At 62.7% G+C, this 17756-nt stretch carries 19 protein-coding genes; 8 read left to right on the forward strand and 11 right to left on the reverse strand.

What is annotated here, in order from left to right; all coding sequences use genetic code 11:
• The first annotated feature begins 288 nt into the window (after positions 1–288).
• Entirely contained in the window at positions 289–1011 is a 723-nt protein-coding gene (locus tag CXQ88_RS17640; protein WP_258061977.1) for a TetR/AcrR family transcriptional regulator, read from the forward strand.
• 389 nt (positions 1012–1400) lie between these two features.
• Here the strand turns inward: CXQ88_RS17640 and CXQ88_RS17645 are convergent, their stop codons facing one another.
• Complete coding sequence (locus CXQ88_RS17645) at positions 1401–1871, reverse strand: MarR family winged helix-turn-helix transcriptional regulator (RefSeq protein WP_104045480.1); 471 nt, start codon at positions 1869–1871, stop codon at positions 1401–1403.
• A 132-nt stretch (positions 1872–2003) separates the two neighbouring features.
• On the opposite strand from CXQ88_RS17645, the gene CXQ88_RS17650 reads away from it, so the two are divergent.
• The 6 genes from CXQ88_RS17650 to menE all read left to right on the forward strand — a co-directional run bounded on the left by CXQ88_RS17650 (position 2004) and on the right by menE (position 7448).
• A complete protein-coding gene (locus CXQ88_RS17650) occupies positions 2004–2942 on the forward strand; it encodes an SDR family NAD(P)-dependent oxidoreductase (RefSeq protein ID WP_104045435.1) in 939 nt (312 codons plus the stop codon).
• Positions 2943–2944: 2 nt separating this feature from the next.
• Complete coding sequence (locus CXQ88_RS17655) at positions 2945–3835, forward strand: amidohydrolase family protein (RefSeq protein WP_104045436.1); 891 nt, start codon at positions 2945–2947, stop codon at positions 3833–3835.
• Complete coding sequence (locus CXQ88_RS17660; RefSeq protein WP_104045437.1) at positions 3828–5075, forward strand: acyl-CoA dehydrogenase family protein; 1248 nt, start codon at positions 3828–3830, stop codon at positions 5073–5075. The genes CXQ88_RS17655 and CXQ88_RS17660 overlap by 8 nt, the downstream gene beginning before the upstream one ends.
• A 47-nt stretch (positions 5076–5122) precedes the next feature.
• Positions 5123–5578 (forward strand): MaoC family dehydratase, encoded by a 456-nt coding sequence (locus tag CXQ88_RS17665; RefSeq protein WP_104045481.1) that lies wholly within the window; start codon positions 5123–5125, stop codon positions 5576–5578.
• A gap of 69 nt (positions 5579–5647) precedes the next feature.
• Positions 5648–5890, forward strand: coding sequence for a hypothetical protein (locus CXQ88_RS17670; protein ID WP_373637777.1), 243 nt, complete (start codon positions 5648–5650; stop codon positions 5888–5890).
• A 13-nt stretch (positions 5891–5903) separates the two neighbouring features.
• Positions 5904–7448 carry an o-succinylbenzoate--CoA ligase gene (gene menE / locus CXQ88_RS17675; RefSeq protein WP_104045438.1) on the forward strand — a complete coding sequence of 515 codons (1545 nt, stop codon included), beginning with the start codon at positions 5904–5906 and terminating at the stop codon, positions 7446–7448.
• A gap of 223 nt (positions 7449–7671) precedes the next feature.
• Here the strand turns inward: menE and CXQ88_RS17680 are convergent, their stop codons facing one another.
• The 4 genes from CXQ88_RS17680 to CXQ88_RS17695 all read right to left on the reverse strand — a co-directional run bounded on the left by CXQ88_RS17680 (position 7672) and on the right by CXQ88_RS17695 (position 9413).
• Positions 7672–8076, reverse strand: coding sequence for a hypothetical protein (locus CXQ88_RS17680; RefSeq protein ID WP_104045439.1), 405 nt, complete (start codon positions 8074–8076; stop codon positions 7672–7674).
• Positions 8073–8417 (reverse strand): PadR family transcriptional regulator, encoded by a 345-nt coding sequence (locus CXQ88_RS17685; protein ID WP_104045440.1) that lies wholly within the window; start codon positions 8415–8417, stop codon positions 8073–8075. The genes CXQ88_RS17680 and CXQ88_RS17685 overlap by 4 nt, the downstream gene beginning before the upstream one ends.
• 152 nt (positions 8418–8569) lie before the next feature.
• Entirely contained in the window at positions 8570–8995 is a 426-nt protein-coding gene (locus tag CXQ88_RS17690; protein ID WP_181037590.1) for a PadR family transcriptional regulator, read from the reverse strand.
• Complete coding sequence (locus CXQ88_RS17695) at positions 8982–9413, reverse strand: hypothetical protein (protein ID WP_104045442.1); 432 nt, start codon at positions 9411–9413, stop codon at positions 8982–8984. The genes CXQ88_RS17690 and CXQ88_RS17695 overlap by 14 nt, the downstream gene beginning before the upstream one ends.
• Positions 9414–9961: 548 nt before the next feature.
• Between CXQ88_RS17695 and CXQ88_RS17700 the strand changes: the two genes are divergently transcribed.
• Positions 9962–10291 (forward strand): histone-like nucleoid-structuring protein Lsr2, encoded by a 330-nt coding sequence (locus tag CXQ88_RS17700; RefSeq protein ID WP_104045443.1) that lies wholly within the window; start codon positions 9962–9964, stop codon positions 10289–10291.
• 90 nt (positions 10292–10381) lie between these two features.
• Here CXQ88_RS17700 and CXQ88_RS17705 read toward each other — a convergent pair whose 3' ends face one another.
• The 6 genes from CXQ88_RS17705 to CXQ88_RS17740 form a co-directional block, all read right to left on the reverse strand.
• Positions 10382–10822, reverse strand: coding sequence for a DUF4913 domain-containing protein (locus tag CXQ88_RS17705; protein ID WP_104045444.1), 441 nt, complete (start codon positions 10820–10822; stop codon positions 10382–10384).
• 11 nt (positions 10823–10833) lie between these two features.
• On the reverse strand, positions 10834–12603 hold the full coding sequence (locus tag CXQ88_RS17710; protein WP_104045445.1) for a type IV secretory system conjugative DNA transfer family protein: 1770 nt from the start codon (positions 12601–12603) through the stop codon (positions 10834–10836).
• Entirely contained in the window at positions 12600–14057 is a 1458-nt protein-coding gene (locus tag CXQ88_RS17715; protein WP_104045482.1) for a helicase HerA domain-containing protein, read from the reverse strand. Before CXQ88_RS17715 ends, CXQ88_RS17710 begins: the two co-directional genes overlap by 4 nt.
• Before the next feature lie 137 nt (positions 14058–14194).
• The gene (locus tag CXQ88_RS17720) at positions 14195–15703 is read right to left on the reverse strand and encodes an SCO6880 family protein (protein WP_104045446.1); all 1509 of its coding nucleotides are present in this window, start codon (positions 15701–15703) and stop codon (positions 14195–14197) included.
• Positions 15690–16985 (reverse strand): hypothetical protein, encoded by a 1296-nt coding sequence (locus CXQ88_RS21950; protein WP_181037591.1) that lies wholly within the window; start codon positions 16983–16985, stop codon positions 15690–15692. The genes CXQ88_RS17720 and CXQ88_RS21950 overlap by 14 nt, the downstream gene beginning before the upstream one ends.
• Before the next feature lies 1 nt (position 16986).
• Complete coding sequence (locus tag CXQ88_RS17740) at positions 16987–17733, reverse strand: hypothetical protein (RefSeq protein WP_104045449.1); 747 nt, start codon at positions 17731–17733, stop codon at positions 16987–16989.
• Positions 17734–17756 lie beyond the last annotated feature (23 nt).

The following is a 17756-nucleotide window of genomic DNA, read 5'->3' on the forward strand; positions in this document are numbered from 1 at the left end:
GGCGCCCAGGACATCAATACACTTCTGGGACAACGGGTACGGGTCGAGGAATCAGGAGCAGTTATCCGCGAGGGCAGGGTCGAAGCCGTGACGGAAGCAGGTGATCTGTTCTGGATCGGCGCATCAGGGTGCGACTGTCGGGCGATATACGGTCCTGCCCTTGGTCACCAGGTCATTCCACTCCCAGATGAGACTGTGGCATAGGTGCGATCAAACTTGCCTGCTCCGGACCCAATTCTCCTCGAAATATAACCGGGACTGGCAGGGGGCATAGAGAAAGGGCAGGCGGTGGCAGCAACATCAGCCAACCCGGAAGGTCCCGCGGAAGATGACGGGAACCCGCAAAGACGCGCCGGCCGCCCTCCTGCGACGGTGCTGGACAAGGATCGGATCACGAGGGCCGCCCTCGAGTTAATCAACCTCAAGGGATACAGCGGACTCACCATGACAGCACTGGCAAAACTGCTCCACGTCGCGCCGTCCGCCCTGTACAACCACGTCACGGCTAAACGGGATGTCCTGGTACTCCTACAGGAGCATCTGACCGCCAAAGTAGACGTCTCCAAGTTTGGCGTTGCCGCCTGGGAAGAAGCTGTTAGAACCTGGGCCTGGAGTTATAGGGATGTATTTGCGAAACACACTCCATTAATTCCTGTGATTGCCGTCCTGCCAGTGACAGATGCACCACAGACTCTGGCCATGTACGAGAAGGTTAGCGAAACACTTCTCCATGCTGGATTTCCGGCCGAGCGGATCATCTCAGCCATAGTAGCGCTGGAGTCCTTCATCTTCGGATCCGCTTACGATGCCACCGCGCCCTCCGACATATTCGAACCCGGGACGTTGGCAGATACCAATCCACACTTCACTGCAGTCAACAGCTCAACGCACAACCATTCCCCGGGACGGGCTGATACCGCATTTACACTCGGCCTCGAAGCTCTAATTTCCGCCTTCCGTTCATGGCAAAGCACGAGCGGCCACCGAGCTCCCGACGAGATTGTGCCTTGACCTGCTATGCCGAACTTCCGTTTGCGAACGAAAATGCGTTCCAGCACCACGGTTGTTGGTACCGGAACTCCTGGGCCAAGCGGGCGGTGCAGGGGACGAAGGGTTGGAATGGACCCACACAGGCCAAGGCCTACAAAGTGGACGCAGTGACGGCGGGACTCCCGGTTCCTACAAGGCAAGCACCGGGCTCGATACCCGGGAATCCGCGGACAGGCGTGCTGCGTGCTTGAAGAAGCAAACCGGTCGTTGGAAACAGCGCCACGATGCCATAAGCGGAAGGCTGATTGCAGCAGCGCGCCACTTGCAAGCCGGATCAAGGCAAAGGGCAGAATCTTCCCAGGATGCGCAGCGCTCCCTCGTCGGCCGGTGACTCCAGATGCGCGACTAGCCTATACCGGAGTCCGCCACAAGGCCTTCCGAAGCAGCCGCTTCAGTTCCTTTGATTCCTCTTCGGAAAGGACGGCAAGCTGGTCAAGCTCGGCGGCATCCATCGCCGCACGCGCTTTGGTGTGCATCTTCCGTCCCTCGGCGGTGGAAACGACAATTTTGGCCCGCCGGTCCTGCTTTCCTTGCACCCGCTGCACCAGGCCGCGACGTTCCAGTTCGTCGACCAACGTGACCACCTGGCTTGGGTCCAGACTGAGAAAATCCGCCAGTTCCCGCTGCGTCGGCTCCAGTCCGCTGCATGCAAGCGTCAGGACAGAAAAGGAACGCTCCCGCAGACCATAGTCAACCAATGCCCGGTTGTTGAGGACCGAGCCGGCCGCGTGAAGTTTGGCGAGCAGCAGGCCGACGTCATTGCCGATGCTGGCTGCTGCAAGGCGCGGGGCTTCAACGGCTTCTTTGTTATGCACTGCCATGCCCACCTACTGCTGGTAAAAACAATCATTGACATTTTCAACTATCCATAATCTCATGGATACTGACAAGGGTCTCATGTGGAAGTACCAAAGGCCTACCGGCCGCAGCCGGACAGCATGCGAAGGAGCATCATGAGTTTGAATGGAAAAGTTGCGATCGTCACCGGCAGCGGGCAGGGTCTTGGCCTTGCTTACGCGAGGGAACTTGCCCGTCAGGGTGCCGCCATCGTTATAAATGACGTGAACGCTGAGACGGCCGCGCAGGCGGTGGCGCAGATTGAGTCCGACGGCGGGCGCGCCAGCGCCGTAGTGGTTCCGGTAGGAACCACTGAGGCCGCGAGGGCACTTGTTGCCGGTGCTGTGGAGGCCTTCGGCCGGCTGGACATCCTGGTCACCAATGCCGGCATTTTGCGGGACAAGAGCCTGCTGAAGATGACCGACGAGGATTTCGACCTGGTGATCAACGTGCACCTGAAGGGCACGTTCACCTGCGTCCGCGAAGCTTTCGCGTACTTCAAGGAAAACAACGTCCAGGGCCGCATCATCACCATCGGTTCCCCGACTGGCCAGCGAGGCAACTTCGGCCAGACCAACTACGCCGCTGCCAAGGCCGGCATCGTGGGCATGGTCCGCACGTGGGCGTTGGAAATGAAGAAGGCCGGTGTGACCGTCAATACGGTGATCCCCGTTGCTGCCACGGCAATGACCAAGACCGTTCCGTACTTCCAGAAGGCCGTAGAAGCCGAGGAACGCGGGGAGGCCATGCCGTCCTTCTTCCGCCACGACCTTGGCTTTGGTACCGCCGACGACGTGGCCGGACTTATTGCCTTCCTCGCCTCCGACGAAGCCGCCAACATTACCGGCCAGGCGATCGGAGCCGGCGGTGACCGCCTGCAGGTCTGGGCGCACCCCGAAGCCGCAACCACTGAATACCGCGAGGGCGGCTGGGACTACGAGACCCTCCACCAGAAGGCCGACGAACTGTTCAGCCCGGACACCCTGCAAAGCTATGGCGAGGAGTTCCTCCCGCTGCCCGCCGAACTGCAGCCCGAACCGGCACAGGCCCACTGATCATGTCCGACCATTACGAACTGGGCATCGACGCGACCACGCTCGACGCAATCGACATGCACGTCCACCTGGAAGTGGACAGCTGCGGGCACGGCTCCCTTCCCGACGCTTTGACCGAGGCCTCGGCGAAGTACTTCAAGGCCGAGGACCGCACCCCGTCCCTGGACAGGATCGCCGAGGTATACCGGGAACTGAACATGGCAGCGGTGGTCTTCACCGTGGACGCGCGTACCCAGCTCAAGCACGAACCCAACAGCATTCCCGAGCTGATTGCCGGCGCCGCGCGGAACAACGACGTGTTGATCCCGTTCGGCAGCGTTGACCCCCGTACCGGGGAGGACGCGATCGCCGGGGCGAAACACCAAGCCATCGAGCTCGGCGCCCGCGGTTTTAAGTTCCATCCTTCCCTGCAGGGCTTCGATCCCTCGAACGAGGCGTTCTATCCGCTGTGGGAAACGCTGCAGGAACTTGGGCTGCCAGCCATTTTCCATACCGGCCAGAACGGTATGGGCGCGGGCCTTCCCGGCGGTTACGGGATCAAGCTTGCCTACTCCAACCCGCTGCTGCTGGACGCCGTTGCCGCTGATTTCCCGGGCCTGCAGATCATCATGGCCCACCCCTCGGTGCCGTGGCAGGACGAGGCGAACTCCATCGCTACGCACAAGGCGAACGTGTTCATCGACCTCTCGGGCTGGTCGCCGAAGTACTTCCCCGAGTCCCTGGTCCGCTTGTCCAACTCCGTGCTGCAGGACAAGGTGCTCTTTGGCACCGACTTCCCGCTCATCACGCCGCAGAAGTGGCTCGGTGCGTTCGCGGACCTGCCGCTGAAGGACGAGGTACGGCCCAAGATCCTGAAGGACAACGCGGTCCGCCTGCTGGGGCTGGGTGGCTGAATTGAGCACCACCACGACGTCGGAGGCCCGCTTGGGTGCGCGGCTTTATTCGGTGGCTGACTGGTATGACTCCGAGGGTCTGCTGACCACCGAGGAACGCCAGGTCCTGGCCAGGCTCCGGACCTTCCTCGATGAACAGGCCACGCCCCTGCTCACGGAGTACTGGGAACGGGGCGAGTTCCCCGAGCAGCTGGCGCAGCCATTGATCGACCTGGACATCATGGAACCGACGGACCTGACCGGCGCCGTAGGTGGCGAACGCATCCCGGTGCGGGGGATTTACCATGGCTTCCGCGTCTTCGAACTCGCCCGCACGGACGCCTCCGTGGCCACCTGGTACACCGCCCAGGCCGGCTTGTTCCGCACCGCGATCCGCGTGGGCGCGTCCGAGGAGCAGCAGCGCAAGTGGATGCCCAAGGTCATCGACTTCTCGCTCAAAGGTGTCTTCTCCCTGACCGAGCCGGAGCATGGCTCGGACATCGCCGGCGGCCTGGCCACGACGGCCCGCTTCGAAGAGGACACCAATGGCGGCTCCTGGGTTCTGGACGGCGCCAAGCGCTGGATCGGCGGCGCGTCCACCGCCGACGTCCTGGCGGTGTTTGCCCGCGACGTCGCCGACGGGCAGGTCAAAGCCTTCCTCGTCGAACGCGAGGCGGCGGGTGTCACGCTGGAGAAGATCCACGGCAAGACCTCGCTACGGATGATGCAGAACGCCCACATCACCCTCGAAGGCGTCCGGGTCCCGGAGGCCATGCGGCTGCACAACGTGAACTCCTTCAAAGACGTCGCCGCAATGCTGAGGGCCATGCGCTCGGACGTGGCCTGGATCGCCGCCGGCATCCAGGCCGGAGCGTTCGAAGCCGCCCTCTCCTACGTCAGCGAACGCCAGCAGTTCGGCCGCAGCCTGGGCTCGTTCCAACTGGTGCAGGAGAAACTTGCCCGGATGATAGGAAACATCACCGCCAGCCTGTCCCTGGTGGTCCGCCTGACCGAACAGCAGGCCAAAGACATCTACCGGGACCAGGACTCAGCCTTGGCAAAGATGCAGACCAGCCTGCTAATGCGCGAAACCGTGGCGCTGGCCCGCGAAGTAGTGGGCGGCAACGGCATCACCCTGGACACCGCCGTCGCACGCTTCCACGCCGACGCCGAAGCCGTCTACTCCTACGAGGGCACCCACGACATCAACGCCCTCATCATCGGCCGCGCCCTCACCGGCGAAAGCGCCTTCTCCCGCTAAACCACAACTCCCTTAACCAAAAACAAACTAACTGCCAGGAGGCAATGATGCCCAATCTCGTCGTCGACTTCGACAAACTGCTCACCATGACCGGGACCGACCTCGGCACCACGGACTACCGCCAGATCACCCAGGAACAAATCAACCTCTTCGCCGACGCCACCGATGACCAGCAGTGGATCCACACCGATCCCGAGCGCGCCAAGGACGGCCCGTTCGGCGCCCCCATCGCCCACGGCTTCCTCACCCTGTCCCTGATCATCCCGTTCTGGGGCGAGCTGTTCGACGTCGACGGCGTCACCACCAAGGTCAACTACGGCCTGGACAAAGTCCGCTTCACCTCCCCGGTCAAGGTCGGATCCAAGGTCCGCATGCAGGCCACCATCGCCGAGGTCACCGAGGTCAAGGGCGGCGCCCAGATCAAGGTCAACGCCACCATCGAAATCGAAGGCCAGGAACGCCCCGCCGTCGTCGCCGAATTCCTCGCCCGCTTCTACAAGTAGGAACCGCTTCCACACCCAAGAAGGCGCTTCTACAAAACCGCTCTCCAGGCAGAGGCGGCGTCGCACGCGATGCCGCCTCTGCCGGCCAACAAAAACACCACGAACCGCTACACCAATGCCGCCCTCGGCTACCAGCTGGCCACCCTGCTCAGTGCAGGAATCACCCCAGCCATCCTCGCCAGCCTGTACAAGGACCCGGGCCAGAGCATCATCCCCCTGGTGGTGTTCCTGTCAGTCATGGCACTGGTTTCCATTGTCCTCATCCTGCTGACGCGGGAGTCTAAGAACAACGACCACACATCGGTCCGTTAGGAGTACATCAAGCATGAACAACAACGGAGTTGGATCCTGGCTGCACCGCCGCCGCCAAAAGTCAGGGTTAAATGCGGCGCTCATATCCGGCGACCGCACCCTGAGCTACAGCCAACTCGCCGACCGAACGGACCGGCTGGCCAATGCCTTGCAGGACAGAGGAGTGGCCAAAGGAGACCGGGTGGCCTACCTCGGCGAGAACCACCCCTCCTTTGTGGAGACCTTCATCGCCTGCGGGCTGCTCGGAGCAATCTTCGTCCCGCTCAACACGCGGCTGGCGGCCCCCGAACTGCAGTTCCAGCTGCAGGACTCAGGAGCCAAGCTCCTGGTCAACGCCGCAACCCTCGAGGCGGTAGCCTCCTCATCAGTGGAAGCGACAGCGGTGACCCATCGCCTGGTGTTGCCCGACGGCGGGACGGAAGGTTCCGCCGCTCAGCCGCCATCCGCTGTCGAACGCTATGACGAGGTACTTCAGGCTGCAGCCGCGGCCCACCCCGATGTCGCCGTGACCTTGGACGACGGCGCCATGATCCTCTACACCTCGGGGACCACCGGCAAGCCCAAGGGTGCGCTGCTGACGCACGGCAACATCACCTGGAACTGCTTCAACACGGTGGTGGACATGGACCTGAACCGGAACGACGTGGCACTGATGATTTCGCCGCTGTTCCACGTGGCATCCCTGGACATGGGCCTACTGCCCGTGCTGCTCAAAGGTGCCACCGTTGTACTCGAAGCCAAGTTCGATCCGGGCCGGGTGCTGGAGCTGATCCGGTTGCACAAAGTCACCACTCTTAACGGCGTCCCCACCACGTTCCAGATGCTCTGCGACCACCCTGGATGGTCGACGGCGGACCTTACCTCCCTGGACAAGCTCACCTGCGGCGGGTCGGCCATTCCGCGCCGGGTCCTGGACGCCTATGAGGAGCGCGGCATCGGCTTCACCAGTTGCTATGGCATGACCGAAACGGCGCCGGGGGTCACCATGCTGCCGGTGTCGAGGTCGAAGGATAAGGCCGGCTCGGCCGGCCTGCCCCATTTCTTCACGGACGTCCGGATCGCCGATTCCCTGGGCGGGCCCCTGCCGGCGGGACAGGTAGGCGAGATCCAGATTTCCGGTCCCAACGTCATCAAGGAGTATTGGAACCAACCGGACGCCTCAGCGGAGAGCTACGCTGATGGATGGTTCCGCTCAGGGGACATGGGCTACAGGGACGAAGAGGGATTTCTGTTCGTCTCAGACCGCATTAAGGACATGATCATCTCTGGCGGCGAGAACATTTATCCGGCAGAGGTTGAAGCCGCAATCGCCGAGCTTTCCGCCGTGGCGAGCGTGGCAGTAATCGGGGTTAAAGATTCCAAATGGGGCGAGGTGCCGCGTGCCATCATCACGCTCCGCGAGGGCGCCTCGCTTACCGAGGAACAACTCCGCGCGCACTTGGACGGACGGCTGGCCCGCTACAAAATCCCCAAATCTGTCATGTTCATTAAAGAGATGCCCCGGACGGCGAGTGGGAAAATCCGCAAAGTAGACCTCAGGAAGCAGTTCGCATCCTGACCGCACATGCCGCGGTTGGGGTGCTAGTTGAACTACAGCCCAACCTGACGTCAGGCAACAACGTAATGACCGTCAGAGTAGGGTCGGAAGGCTGCTCCTGCAAATGCCCTGCTGCAGAGTCTTAGACTCAAAGCGGACAGACGGCGGGGTCCTTTTCCGACGTCGGAAGCGCCAAGTCGGCCCGTTGTCGACAAGCTGGCTGACGCCTGGAGCGCGGGTGTTCCTAGCGGACGGCTGAGCCGGCAGCCCTGGATCGCTGCACCGGCTGGAAGTAGTCGGTGAGAAAGCCGGCCAGCAAGCCAGCCAGGACAAGTCCCGCGGCCGGCTGGAGCGTGACCGGCCCGACGAAGTCGCGGATGTCCACTCTGAAGACGAGCATCAGGATAACCGCGAGCAGAACATAAGCCGCGGCGAGGGCTGTGCTGATTGTAGTGATGGTTTGTCCCCGAGTGCGCCTCTTCTTCTTGGGGAACTGCTTGGCATATTCCTGCGCGGTGCCGAATTCCTCTTGCGGCGGCGCTCCTGTGGCCGCCTCGTGGGCCCGGACCTCATCGAGGGCTTCGGCTATTTCGACTTCAGACAGCCCGCGCACTCTGAGGTTGAAAGTCAGGCTTCGCTCGTAGCTCATGGTTGTTCCTGTCGGGTCGTCTGGATCTCGGAGAGGGTCTGGCTCATTCGGCGCCAGGCTGTCGCTGAGCGCTCCAATTCCTGGCGGCCTTGGTCAGTGAGTGTGAACTGCTTACGGCCCGGGCCGGACTCGTCGTGGTGCCATGTGTGCTCCACGAGCCTTTGGTCTTCGAGTCTCTTTAGGAGCGGGTACAGCGTCCCGCCTTTGATGCGCGTGAAGCCGTGCTGACGAAGGACCTCGGCGATGGCGTAGCCGTGACTTTCTCCGTGGCTGAGCACCGCGAGCACTGCCTGCGGAAGTGCTGCGCGGGTCAGCTCCTGGTCGAATTCGATGTCACTCACAACTAGATAGTGCCACTAACTAAGTAGCTGCGCAATATGGCGTAGCGGCGTGCGCACGCTTGGGAGTGAGACTAGGCCGCCGGCAGCCCGCTACAAACCATTCCTTGGCTGCTCTGAGCTACGTTGGAAGCTATTGCTGCCACGTTCATAAGTCAGCTTGCTGGGATATGGCGGGCGGCAGCGATTGAATTTTGGAAGAGTTCGGTGTTCACATACGCCATCGGCCCCTGAAGATAGCTTGCCAGGACCCGCTCACCGGAGGCGGTGAGCTCGTAGATCTTGCGTTTGGCGCCGGTGCCCGCCACTGATTCCTGGCTGTGAGTGATGAGGTTTAGTCCTTCCACCCGCCGTAGGGCCCGGTGCATGCTCTGCTCGTCCACCGCCAGATAAGCGCCGCTTAGCTCAGCTACGAAGTCGCGGATTTGTCCGGACCACCGGGGTTCTTGGGATAGGGCCAGCAAGATGAAGAGCATCAGTGTGCTCTTTTTGTGAGTGTCAGTCCACGCGGCGAGGACGTTGCGCTCATAGTCAGAGAGTTCAAGGTCGGGTCCGACCCCTGCCGGGTCAGACTTCGACATGCTCATAGCCCCTGCTGAGCATGGCGCCGATCGTGTGGACCAGGAGCCCGGCGCCCCACAGTACGCTCATCGACACCAGAGGACCGGACCACCCCTGCTGCAATATCTCTTCGCGTCCACTGAGCATCAGGATCCACGCGTGCAGCCAAAAACTGCCGTTGATGATCAGGTAAGCGACAGCGTGTGTGAAGTAGGTTCCATACGCGCGTTGGCGCAACGCGGTCGCATTCCTCACCGTGAACACCACCATGTATAGCGCCACCGCAGCGAGCAGCAGCATGGTGCCGGCCGAGACTCTTCCGTCCTCCACGAAGGCGGTGTATCCCTGAACAACCAGTACGCTAACGACCAGGGCGCCCGTATACCGGGTGAGTCCTTGATTAGTGATCGGGGTGACGCCATCGGATCGATTTCCCATGCCAAACTCCTTAGTAGACTAATGGCATAGTACCTAAGGTGGTTCGCATGGTCCAGTAAGTAGTTCTTGTTCGGCTGGCTTACACAAACTGACGTCAGGCAGCCCGGAAAACACCGGCAGACCAGGATCGGAAGGTAGTCCTGCACATGCTTGGCAAACCGTCTCTTATTCGAACCTGACAGCCGACCCGGTGATGAGTTTGCGTGGGCGGGTGCTCGGCAACTATGCAACATCCTGTTGCGCAATTGTCCAGACACTGTCTGGACAATCAGTTCCGCTGCCCACAGCCGGGGACAATCCTGATGGGTTATCCACCGCTACTGCTGCCAGGGAGCTACCCCAATGGCTCCCGATCCAGCCGTGGATAACCCGGATTGATCCCAACTGTGGACTGCTCACTTCTCTCCGTGCCGTAGGACGTGTGCACCTTTCCTCATTCCCATTAAATTCGAGTACTAAAGGCCTCGTTGTGATGGTTCTGATACCCGTCTGGTGGGTTCCTGTTGGGTAGCGCATCCGCTTGTTCAATAGGCTGCTAGCCTTATTTCATGGCAAAAAAGACAGTTGTGCTGCTGGAAGATGATATTGATGGCTCGGAAGCTAACGAGACGATATCTTTCGCCCTCGATGGTAGTGAATACGAGATTGACCTCAATGAGGGACACGCTAACGAACTGCGTGAAGCACTGGCACGCTTTACCAACGCTGGCCGCAAAGTAGCTGGCGGACGTGGCCGTCCGGCACCTCGTACCAAGTCCTCGCACGGTGGCCCGGACGCCAAAGCGGTACGGTTGTGGGCGGCTGAGAATGGTGTGCAGGTAAATACGCGTGGTCGTATCCAAGCGGAAGTTGTAGAGAAGTACGAAGCGGCTCATTAGAGCCAGGGTAAACAAAATCGGGGCGGGAATTAATTACTGATTCCGGCCCCGATTTCTTCTTTGCGGGACACTGCATCCTGAACTGACATTTCATACAGGAATAGTCCGCACGTCTGGGAACCAGCCCTCTGGGGCCTTTTTAGGTTCCATGTGTTCGGGCTCGCGGTGCTTTTGCATGTCGCATTTGTAGAACGGCCCGCGCGGGTCCAAGAGCACGCTCATGTGGTGGTCTGCGTGGTCTTTGAACCAGACGCTTATGCCGGTGGCTCCGTCGAGTCTGAGGTGCTCCCAGGCGCGCCACATTGCTTCTACACGGGAGACGGCTTCCGGGTGGAAGTACCACTCGGTGCACCACTTTGCGGCGCGCCCGTCGACATCGCGGACGTAGGTAGGGAGTAGTTGCTCGTGCAGGAACTCTTCGGCAGAGCCGTAGACCAGCTGCGGGGGCTTCTGCTGTTCCCCGGCCTTAGCGCCAGTGTCCTCGACGTCCGAGCTGGGGGTTTCGCTGAACCGGCCAATCTCGATGGTCATGCCCTACTCCCCTACCCGGTCACCCATGGATTTGCGGCCGGCGCCGCTGCTACCGGTACTGGTTTTTCCTCTGGCTGCGGGCTGTACTTTTTGATGGACGCTTCCACACCGTCCTTGTGTGGCCCTGTGTACCAGGGCATGGTCCGGACCAATGTGGCCGGCGCGCCGGAGGCGAGGACGACGGCGCGGCCGCGGTCGAGCTCGGCCAGATTGGAGACATCGAAGATGCGTTCCTTGCTCTCCTGCCGGGAGCGGCTGGACCCGGACTTCCCTGATGAGACGGAAACGTTGATGTAGGTGTAGTCCCCAATCAGGTCCGAGAGTGCGCGGAGGAAGCCTTCTTCGGCGGCGCCGCCGCCGTAGACCTTGACGTTGGCGGCTGACCAGATTTTCCGCATGTTCGCTTCGCCCCAGAGTTCGACGCCCTGGGACCAGGACTGCAGGATGCCCATGACGATCAGGCCTTTGGAGCCGTAGTGGCTGAACTGGTCCGGCAGGGCGGCCCAGCGGACCACGTTTGCCAGCTCGTCCAGGGCGAACAGTGCAGGTTTGGGCAGTCGGCCGCCGCTGCGTTCGGCGCGTTCCTCCATGGCCTCAGCGATGGCCACGGTCAGTGCGGTGGTGAGCGGGGCGGCTGAGCCGGCCCCTTCCTTGGAGAGGATGTAGATCGTCTCCTGTGAGGCAGCGAAGGCGTGCGGGTCGAACTGCCGGCGGGCATCACTGGCCACGCTTGCGCCGCGGGTCGGGGCGACCCAGCGGAGCGTGTTCCTGCTCTTGAGGCACTGGATCATCTTCTCGGCGGTGCCGAAGATACCGTCGCGCTGCTTGTCAGCCAGCTTTAGCGTGGATTCCAGGCCCTTGTACTGCAGCTCGTAGTCATGTTCCCGGAGGATTTCGATGGGTTCCTGGCTGACCTGTTCCGTCACCCACAGGTAGACCTGCGTGATCGGCAACCCGCCGAGTGCGGCCGCGAGGAAGTACGAGGAGAGAATGTCCTCGGCCTTGGGATCGAAGTAGGCGTCGGGCTTCGACCCGGGCACCCGGGAACCGACCGAGAAGTGCTGGGTGAGCTTGTACGCCTTTTCTTCGTCGGTGACGTAGGAGAGCGGGTTCCACCACCAGTCCGGTTCTTCCTGGGCGATCTTCTGCGGATCGAAGACCCACACCGTGGCCGTAGCCTCGCGGACGCCGCGGGTGCCGTCCACGACGTCGCGCTTGTTCGAGGTTGAGACCACGGCACCTGGTGCGTCCAGGATGGCGGGCATGACGCGGGAGGTGGATTTACCTGTTCGTGGTCCCCAGATATCGAGGCTGAGGTCTTCCCAGGACTGGATGAACTTTTGACCGGTGGAGACCACCTTGCCGACGACGATCCCGGGGTTGTCTTTCACGCCGAGCCGCTCGGCGGTTGCTGCGGCTCCTTTTTCGGTGAATGCGGCCAGGGACTTGCCGCGGCCCAGGTAGCGGGCGGCCTTATCGACACGGGCGCGCTTGGACGCACCTTTCCGCCACGCAACCAGCACGACCACGGCCAGCGCCAGGACTACACCGGCCATAAGGCACGCCGCGACTGTGGCTTGGGTTGGCCAGGGCACCTTGCCCTTGATCAACCCGGCGACCAGGTCGATGGGGTGGGCAGGCGGGGCGGCGATTCCTGCCATCCAGGACCCGAGGTGCGCGGCGGCGTAGGTGCCGCCGCCGAAGACGACGATGGCGCCGATTGCCAGCCAGACCAGCAGGGCATCTTCGAGGCCGATTCCTTTGCGGTTCGGTGCACTCACAGCCCGCCTCCTTCAGTGGGCAGCGTTGGTGCTGCCGGGTCCATGAGCGTTTCAGCCGGCGCGTGCCAGCGCGTGTCGGTGTCGTTCAATCCGTCGTTCTTCTCAATGGAGGTCAGCCCGATCTGGACGGGGATTCCCGGGCGGCCGCCGACCTTGATGAGGAACTTGCCCCGGCCCGGGGGGTCGACGTCGAGGCCGCGGGAGTCCCAGGCGGGCGGGTCCTGCCAGGAGATGAGCTTTTGCTGCTCCTGCCGGGAGAGGGGAATCGCGGAGGTCAGCAGCGGCATCTCCGAGGCCGGCAGGCCGCCGCAGATCACCATGCCGGAGCGTTCGACGAAGCCGCGGGCCTTCATCCGGTCCTCTTCTGCCGGCAGTGCCAGCAGGTCGGACATGGTGTGGGAAATCATGATCTGCCCGACGCCCACGGACCGGTTCAGGCGGGTGAGGGCGTCGACCCGGTCGACCATGCCCTTGCCGGAGCGCAGCGCCCGCCATAGCTCGTCCAGGACCACGAAGTAGTTCCGGCGCGGTTCCAGGCCAGCGTCGGCCAGGGCGTTGGCGACGTTGACGGTGCCGAAGCCGTAGGACCAGCACGCGAGCAGAACGGCGGCCTGGAGGTCGGTTTCGGTTTCGTCGATGCTGGAGACGTCGAAGACGACGGCGCGGTCCCGCTTCATGGGGTTGGTGGTTTGCCGGGAGAAGATTTCGCCCAGCTTCCCTCCCCCGGTCAGGCCCAGCAGGGTGGCTTCCAGCGCCCGGGTTTCCTGCAGGTAGATGTTCATGTCGCCACGGTCCAGCGCGACCTGCCGCAGCTCGTCCGGGGCGGAGACGATGACGTCCAGGAGGTCTTTCAGGACTGGGATGCCGTCGAACCGGTCATCGAGGACCCGCAGGGCCCGGTCCAGGATGGTTTGTTCCTGGTCGGTGGGAGGGTTGTTCCGGCTGATGGTGATGAGGGAGATGACCATGTTCAGGCGGCGGCCGTGGGCGTCGGCCCGGACCCGGGTGGCGGCTTCGTGGTGGCCGTGGTCCTCGAGGAGCTGGGCGACCTCGACGGCCTGGCCCGGGTCGAGGATGTTCAGGTAGCCGACGCCGCGGCCGAGCTTGATGACCTGCCCGCCGAGGGCTTCGACGGCTTTGACGTGCTCGCCTTTCAGGTCCCCGAGGACCAGCGGGTTAACGCCTTGGGCGGCAAGGCCCAGGAACATGCGCCGGACGAGGGTGGACTTGCCCAGCCCGGGTTTGCCGAGGATGAAAGCGGAAGGGTTGGAGATGAGGCGTGCGCGCTGGAACCAGCTGATCGGGTCGCAGCAGACCGTGGCCTGGGTTTCCTCGTGACGGCCGAGTGGGACGCCGATCATGGGCGAGGACGCACCTGAGGAAAACGGCCACAGGCCGCAGACCTGGACAGTGGTTCCCCGGTACTCCTTCACGGACGGGACGAGCTGGGCCATGCCCCCGCCAGGTCCGGACCAGCCACGGGCACCCGGCCCGGCCTCGCCAGGCTGCTTCTCAGCCTTGCTCTTTGGCACTCCCTTTGATGTCTTTGCTGGCTTTACTGTCATTGACGTCAAAAGGTCTTTGAAGGCCATTAGAGCGCGTCCTTGATTTCGGAGGGCACCATGCTGTGCTTGGGCAGGACCAGGCCCAGCGGCAATGAGGCGGCGAAGGCGGTGTCCTGCGCGCCGTAGGCGCGGCGCAACAGCACCCGGGCGGTGCCGGAGGTCTGTTCGATGGCGGCCACGGCATCAGGCAGCCGTTCTTTGTCGGTCACGGTGGCGGTGACGACCATGCCGAAGTTCACCAGGCCGGCGCCGCGGGCTTCTTCCTGGGCGGTCTGCACTGCGGAGCGGGCATCGACCAGCGCGCGGGCGCTGGGCCGGGTTCCGGAGGTGATGCGGACGTTTGCGTTGTTCTGGTCCCGCTCGACCACGGTGGCGGCCTTGGCGGAATCCATCGGACGGTAGAGCAGCGAGACGCGTTTGCGGTCAATGTCCCCGTGCGGGGCCAGCAGCCGGGACAGAACCGAGGAGTTCACCGAACCCCGCGGCGCACCCGTCATGGTCCAGGAAACCGAGAACGCGGAATCGTGGCGGTAGTCCTCCCAGTTCGCCTGGGTAGCGGTGGGGCCGACCTCACCCCAGGTCAGGGAGACCGGGGAGCCGGCGGCGTGGGCTTCATCAATGATCAACGCTGCAGGCGGGTCGTAGGCGATGCGGACGACCTCGCAGAGTTCCTGCGCGGACATCGGCCGGGCGATACCGGCACCGGTGGACTGCAGCCGGGCTGACAGGCCGGGGATCCGGGAGGCGAGGTCCCGGGCGACGTCTTCGGGCGTGCGCTTCTTTGACCCGGCGCGCAGGGAGGCGTTGAAGGTCAGGGACACCCACGCACGGACCGTGGCTGATCCTTCCGGGTAGGTGTTTACGACCTCGCGCAAAATGGCCTGTGCGAATTCGGGTGCGTTCGGGTCGATGTTCATTTCGACTTCGTTCCGGAGCCGGTACCCGGAATCGGGTGCGGTCTCGACGGTGACGGCCGCGGCGTCCAGTCCGGCTTCGTCGGCAAGGCCGGCGAGCCAGCCGCCCCAGTTAGCGACCCATGCGTCGACCTGCTCAGGGTCCACCAGGGAGGCCCCGTCGGGTTCGGTGGAGAAGATGACGGTGAAGTGGCTGGTGGCCGGCACGTGCAGCATGGCGAACGGGCGTTTGTAGGAGTCTGTGAACTCGTACAGGGTGGACTTCGCGGCCAGGCCGGGGATCTGGTACATGCCCCACTCGGTCACTCCCAGGGGGCCGGAGCGGTAGAGGTTCGTTCCGGAAGACTTGGAGAGCCGGAAGGTCATGCGGGTGCCGAAGCGGTCTACGACGGACTGGCCGTGCTTGTCCTTGACTGTCAGCAGCAGGGCGCTGGCCCCGGCAACGGCGAGGACAGCGAGGCCCGGGAACAGGCCCCAGATAGCGAAGGTGGTGATTCCCAGCAACAGCCCGGCCATCACAATGCCGGTGCCAATGGCACCGAGGTTGCCTAAACCGGCGGAGCGCGGCACGCGCCAGTTGCCGTAGGACGGTTCCTTGTATTCGATGTTAATTGCTGCCACTGGGGCCCTCCCCGGTTGAATCCTGCGCGGTCTTTTCGATTGCCTGCGACGTCTTGGTCGCCACCTGTGCCCCGGCTGCTAGAGCCATGCCGGTCGGGCCAGCAGCTCCTGCCCCGCCACTTGCCCCAGCCGCTGCTCCTGCGGAGCCTGCTTTGCCTGCGGCCGAAGCGCCAGCGGCTCCGCCCGGACCCGTAACACCGGGGGTGGGCTGACCTCCGCCGCCTCGGGGACCAGACGCTCCGTCACTGCCTTTCGGCGAAGCGCCGGCGGAAGTGCTCTGCGTACTGGCCGTAGTGCTTGGTGTCGCGGGGATTGGCGCGGCATTGCCTCGTCCGCTGCCGCCGCGGCCCAGGGACACGGCACCGGTGGCCATCGCACCAACGGCAGCCCCGGCTGCAGCGCCGCTGCCCGAGGCAACGGCACCAACCATCGGCGTGACGAACCGCATTAATGCCGGAAGTGCGAATAGGGCAACGAGCATCAACGTGAACCCCGTGATAGAGCCGACCAGGGCGTCCTTCCCGCTGGTGTTGCCCATCAAAAGGAAAGCGACCGAGTACACGATGGCTGCCGCGGGCTTGTAAAGAATGAACGCGATGGTCCAACCCACTGCTTTTTGGAACCACTGCCGGCCCATCTCCGTGTTCGTGAACGCGGCTGTGGTGGGCAGAATGCCCGCCAGGATTACCAACATGCCGCTGCGGACCACCATCAGGACGATCTGGACCAGTGAAGCAATCAACCCGACCAGGCCCAGGACGATGAGGATGAATACCCCAACCTCCGTCTGGCCGGTCATGACAAGGATGCTCATCGACTGAGCAAATCCCTTCCCGTCCGTGGAACGCTCAATGATGGCGGCCGAAAAAGTATCTGCGGCAATGACCAAAATAGAGATGACTCCCAGGCCAAGGCCGGACACCAGGGTGAGGGTGAGCAGCGAACGGAGCAGATCCTTTAGCGGTGCCCCGCGCTGTTCCCAGATCATCCGGATGCCGCCGATGATGACGGCGAGGACCGCCAGTGTCAGCGTCCAAGTCATCAGCTCGCTGTTGACTATCGACACCACGGGACTTGGCCCAGTCCTGTCCTCGCTGATCAGGTTCACCGTGGGCATCGAAACCCAGAAGGTAGACAGAGTCGTCACCATCTGGCTCATGCCGTCCATGATGGCCTTGGCAAGATTTTCGATTGCATCGTCCGCGATCCCCGCAGCAACGTTGCCGAGGCTCTGTTCGCCCAAGCAATACATGTCCCAGGCTTGGCATTCCTTTTCTGCCATGTCAGACGCCGGCCCAAGGGAGGAACGAACTCAGATCACTGATCTGGCGAACCGCTCCACCGCCCGCGGGCGGGATATCGAGTTTCCAATCGCCGTCCTCCCACAACAGCGACGTTGAGATAGCACCGTATCCGCCATCTGCAGTCTTGAAAGCCAGCTCCACGACTGCTGCTTCGGAGGTGTACGAATGGATCATGAAACCGGCGATCTGAACCTTGGGTGAGGTCCCGCCCCCGACGTCCTTGCCTTCCTTGATGGCCTGAACCGCTTTGTCCCGAGAGGGGCTGTCAGCTGAAAGCTCCAGGTAAAGCTGCTTTGCATAGCCATTGAACGATGAAGCCCACATGTTTGCCGTCGCGTAGAGAGCCCCTGTCGGGGACTGGGCAAAGCATGACCTGAGCCCATCCGTGCCCACTGTTCCAGGACCTGCTGTTGACGGATCTGTGGGAACCGCCATGGTTCCTAGAAGCTCCCACTTGGACTGAGGCGCAGTTCCAAGCGTTGGTTCATTGCTGCCGGGAAGCCCGCAGACGCTCTTGTCAGCCCCAGCTGAAGCACTGGGGCTGACAATGGCTGAGCTGTTGGTTTCTGTCGGGGCAGGGGCTGGCTGTGCGTTTCCCTGTCCTTTGGGGAGAAGGAAGATCACGATGGTTGCTGCGATCAGCGCAACCACCAGCGCGGCAGCAATAATGAACCCGGGCTTGGTGAACGGATTGCTTTCGGTGGTGCTCTCTGTTGACTGGCTCATGGTGAACCTCCCGTTGTTGGTGC

The sequence above is a fragment of the Arthrobacter sp. ZGTC412 genome (genome assembly GCF_002929215.1).
Classification (GTDB): domain Bacteria; phylum Actinomycetota; class Actinomycetes; order Actinomycetales; family Micrococcaceae; genus Arthrobacter.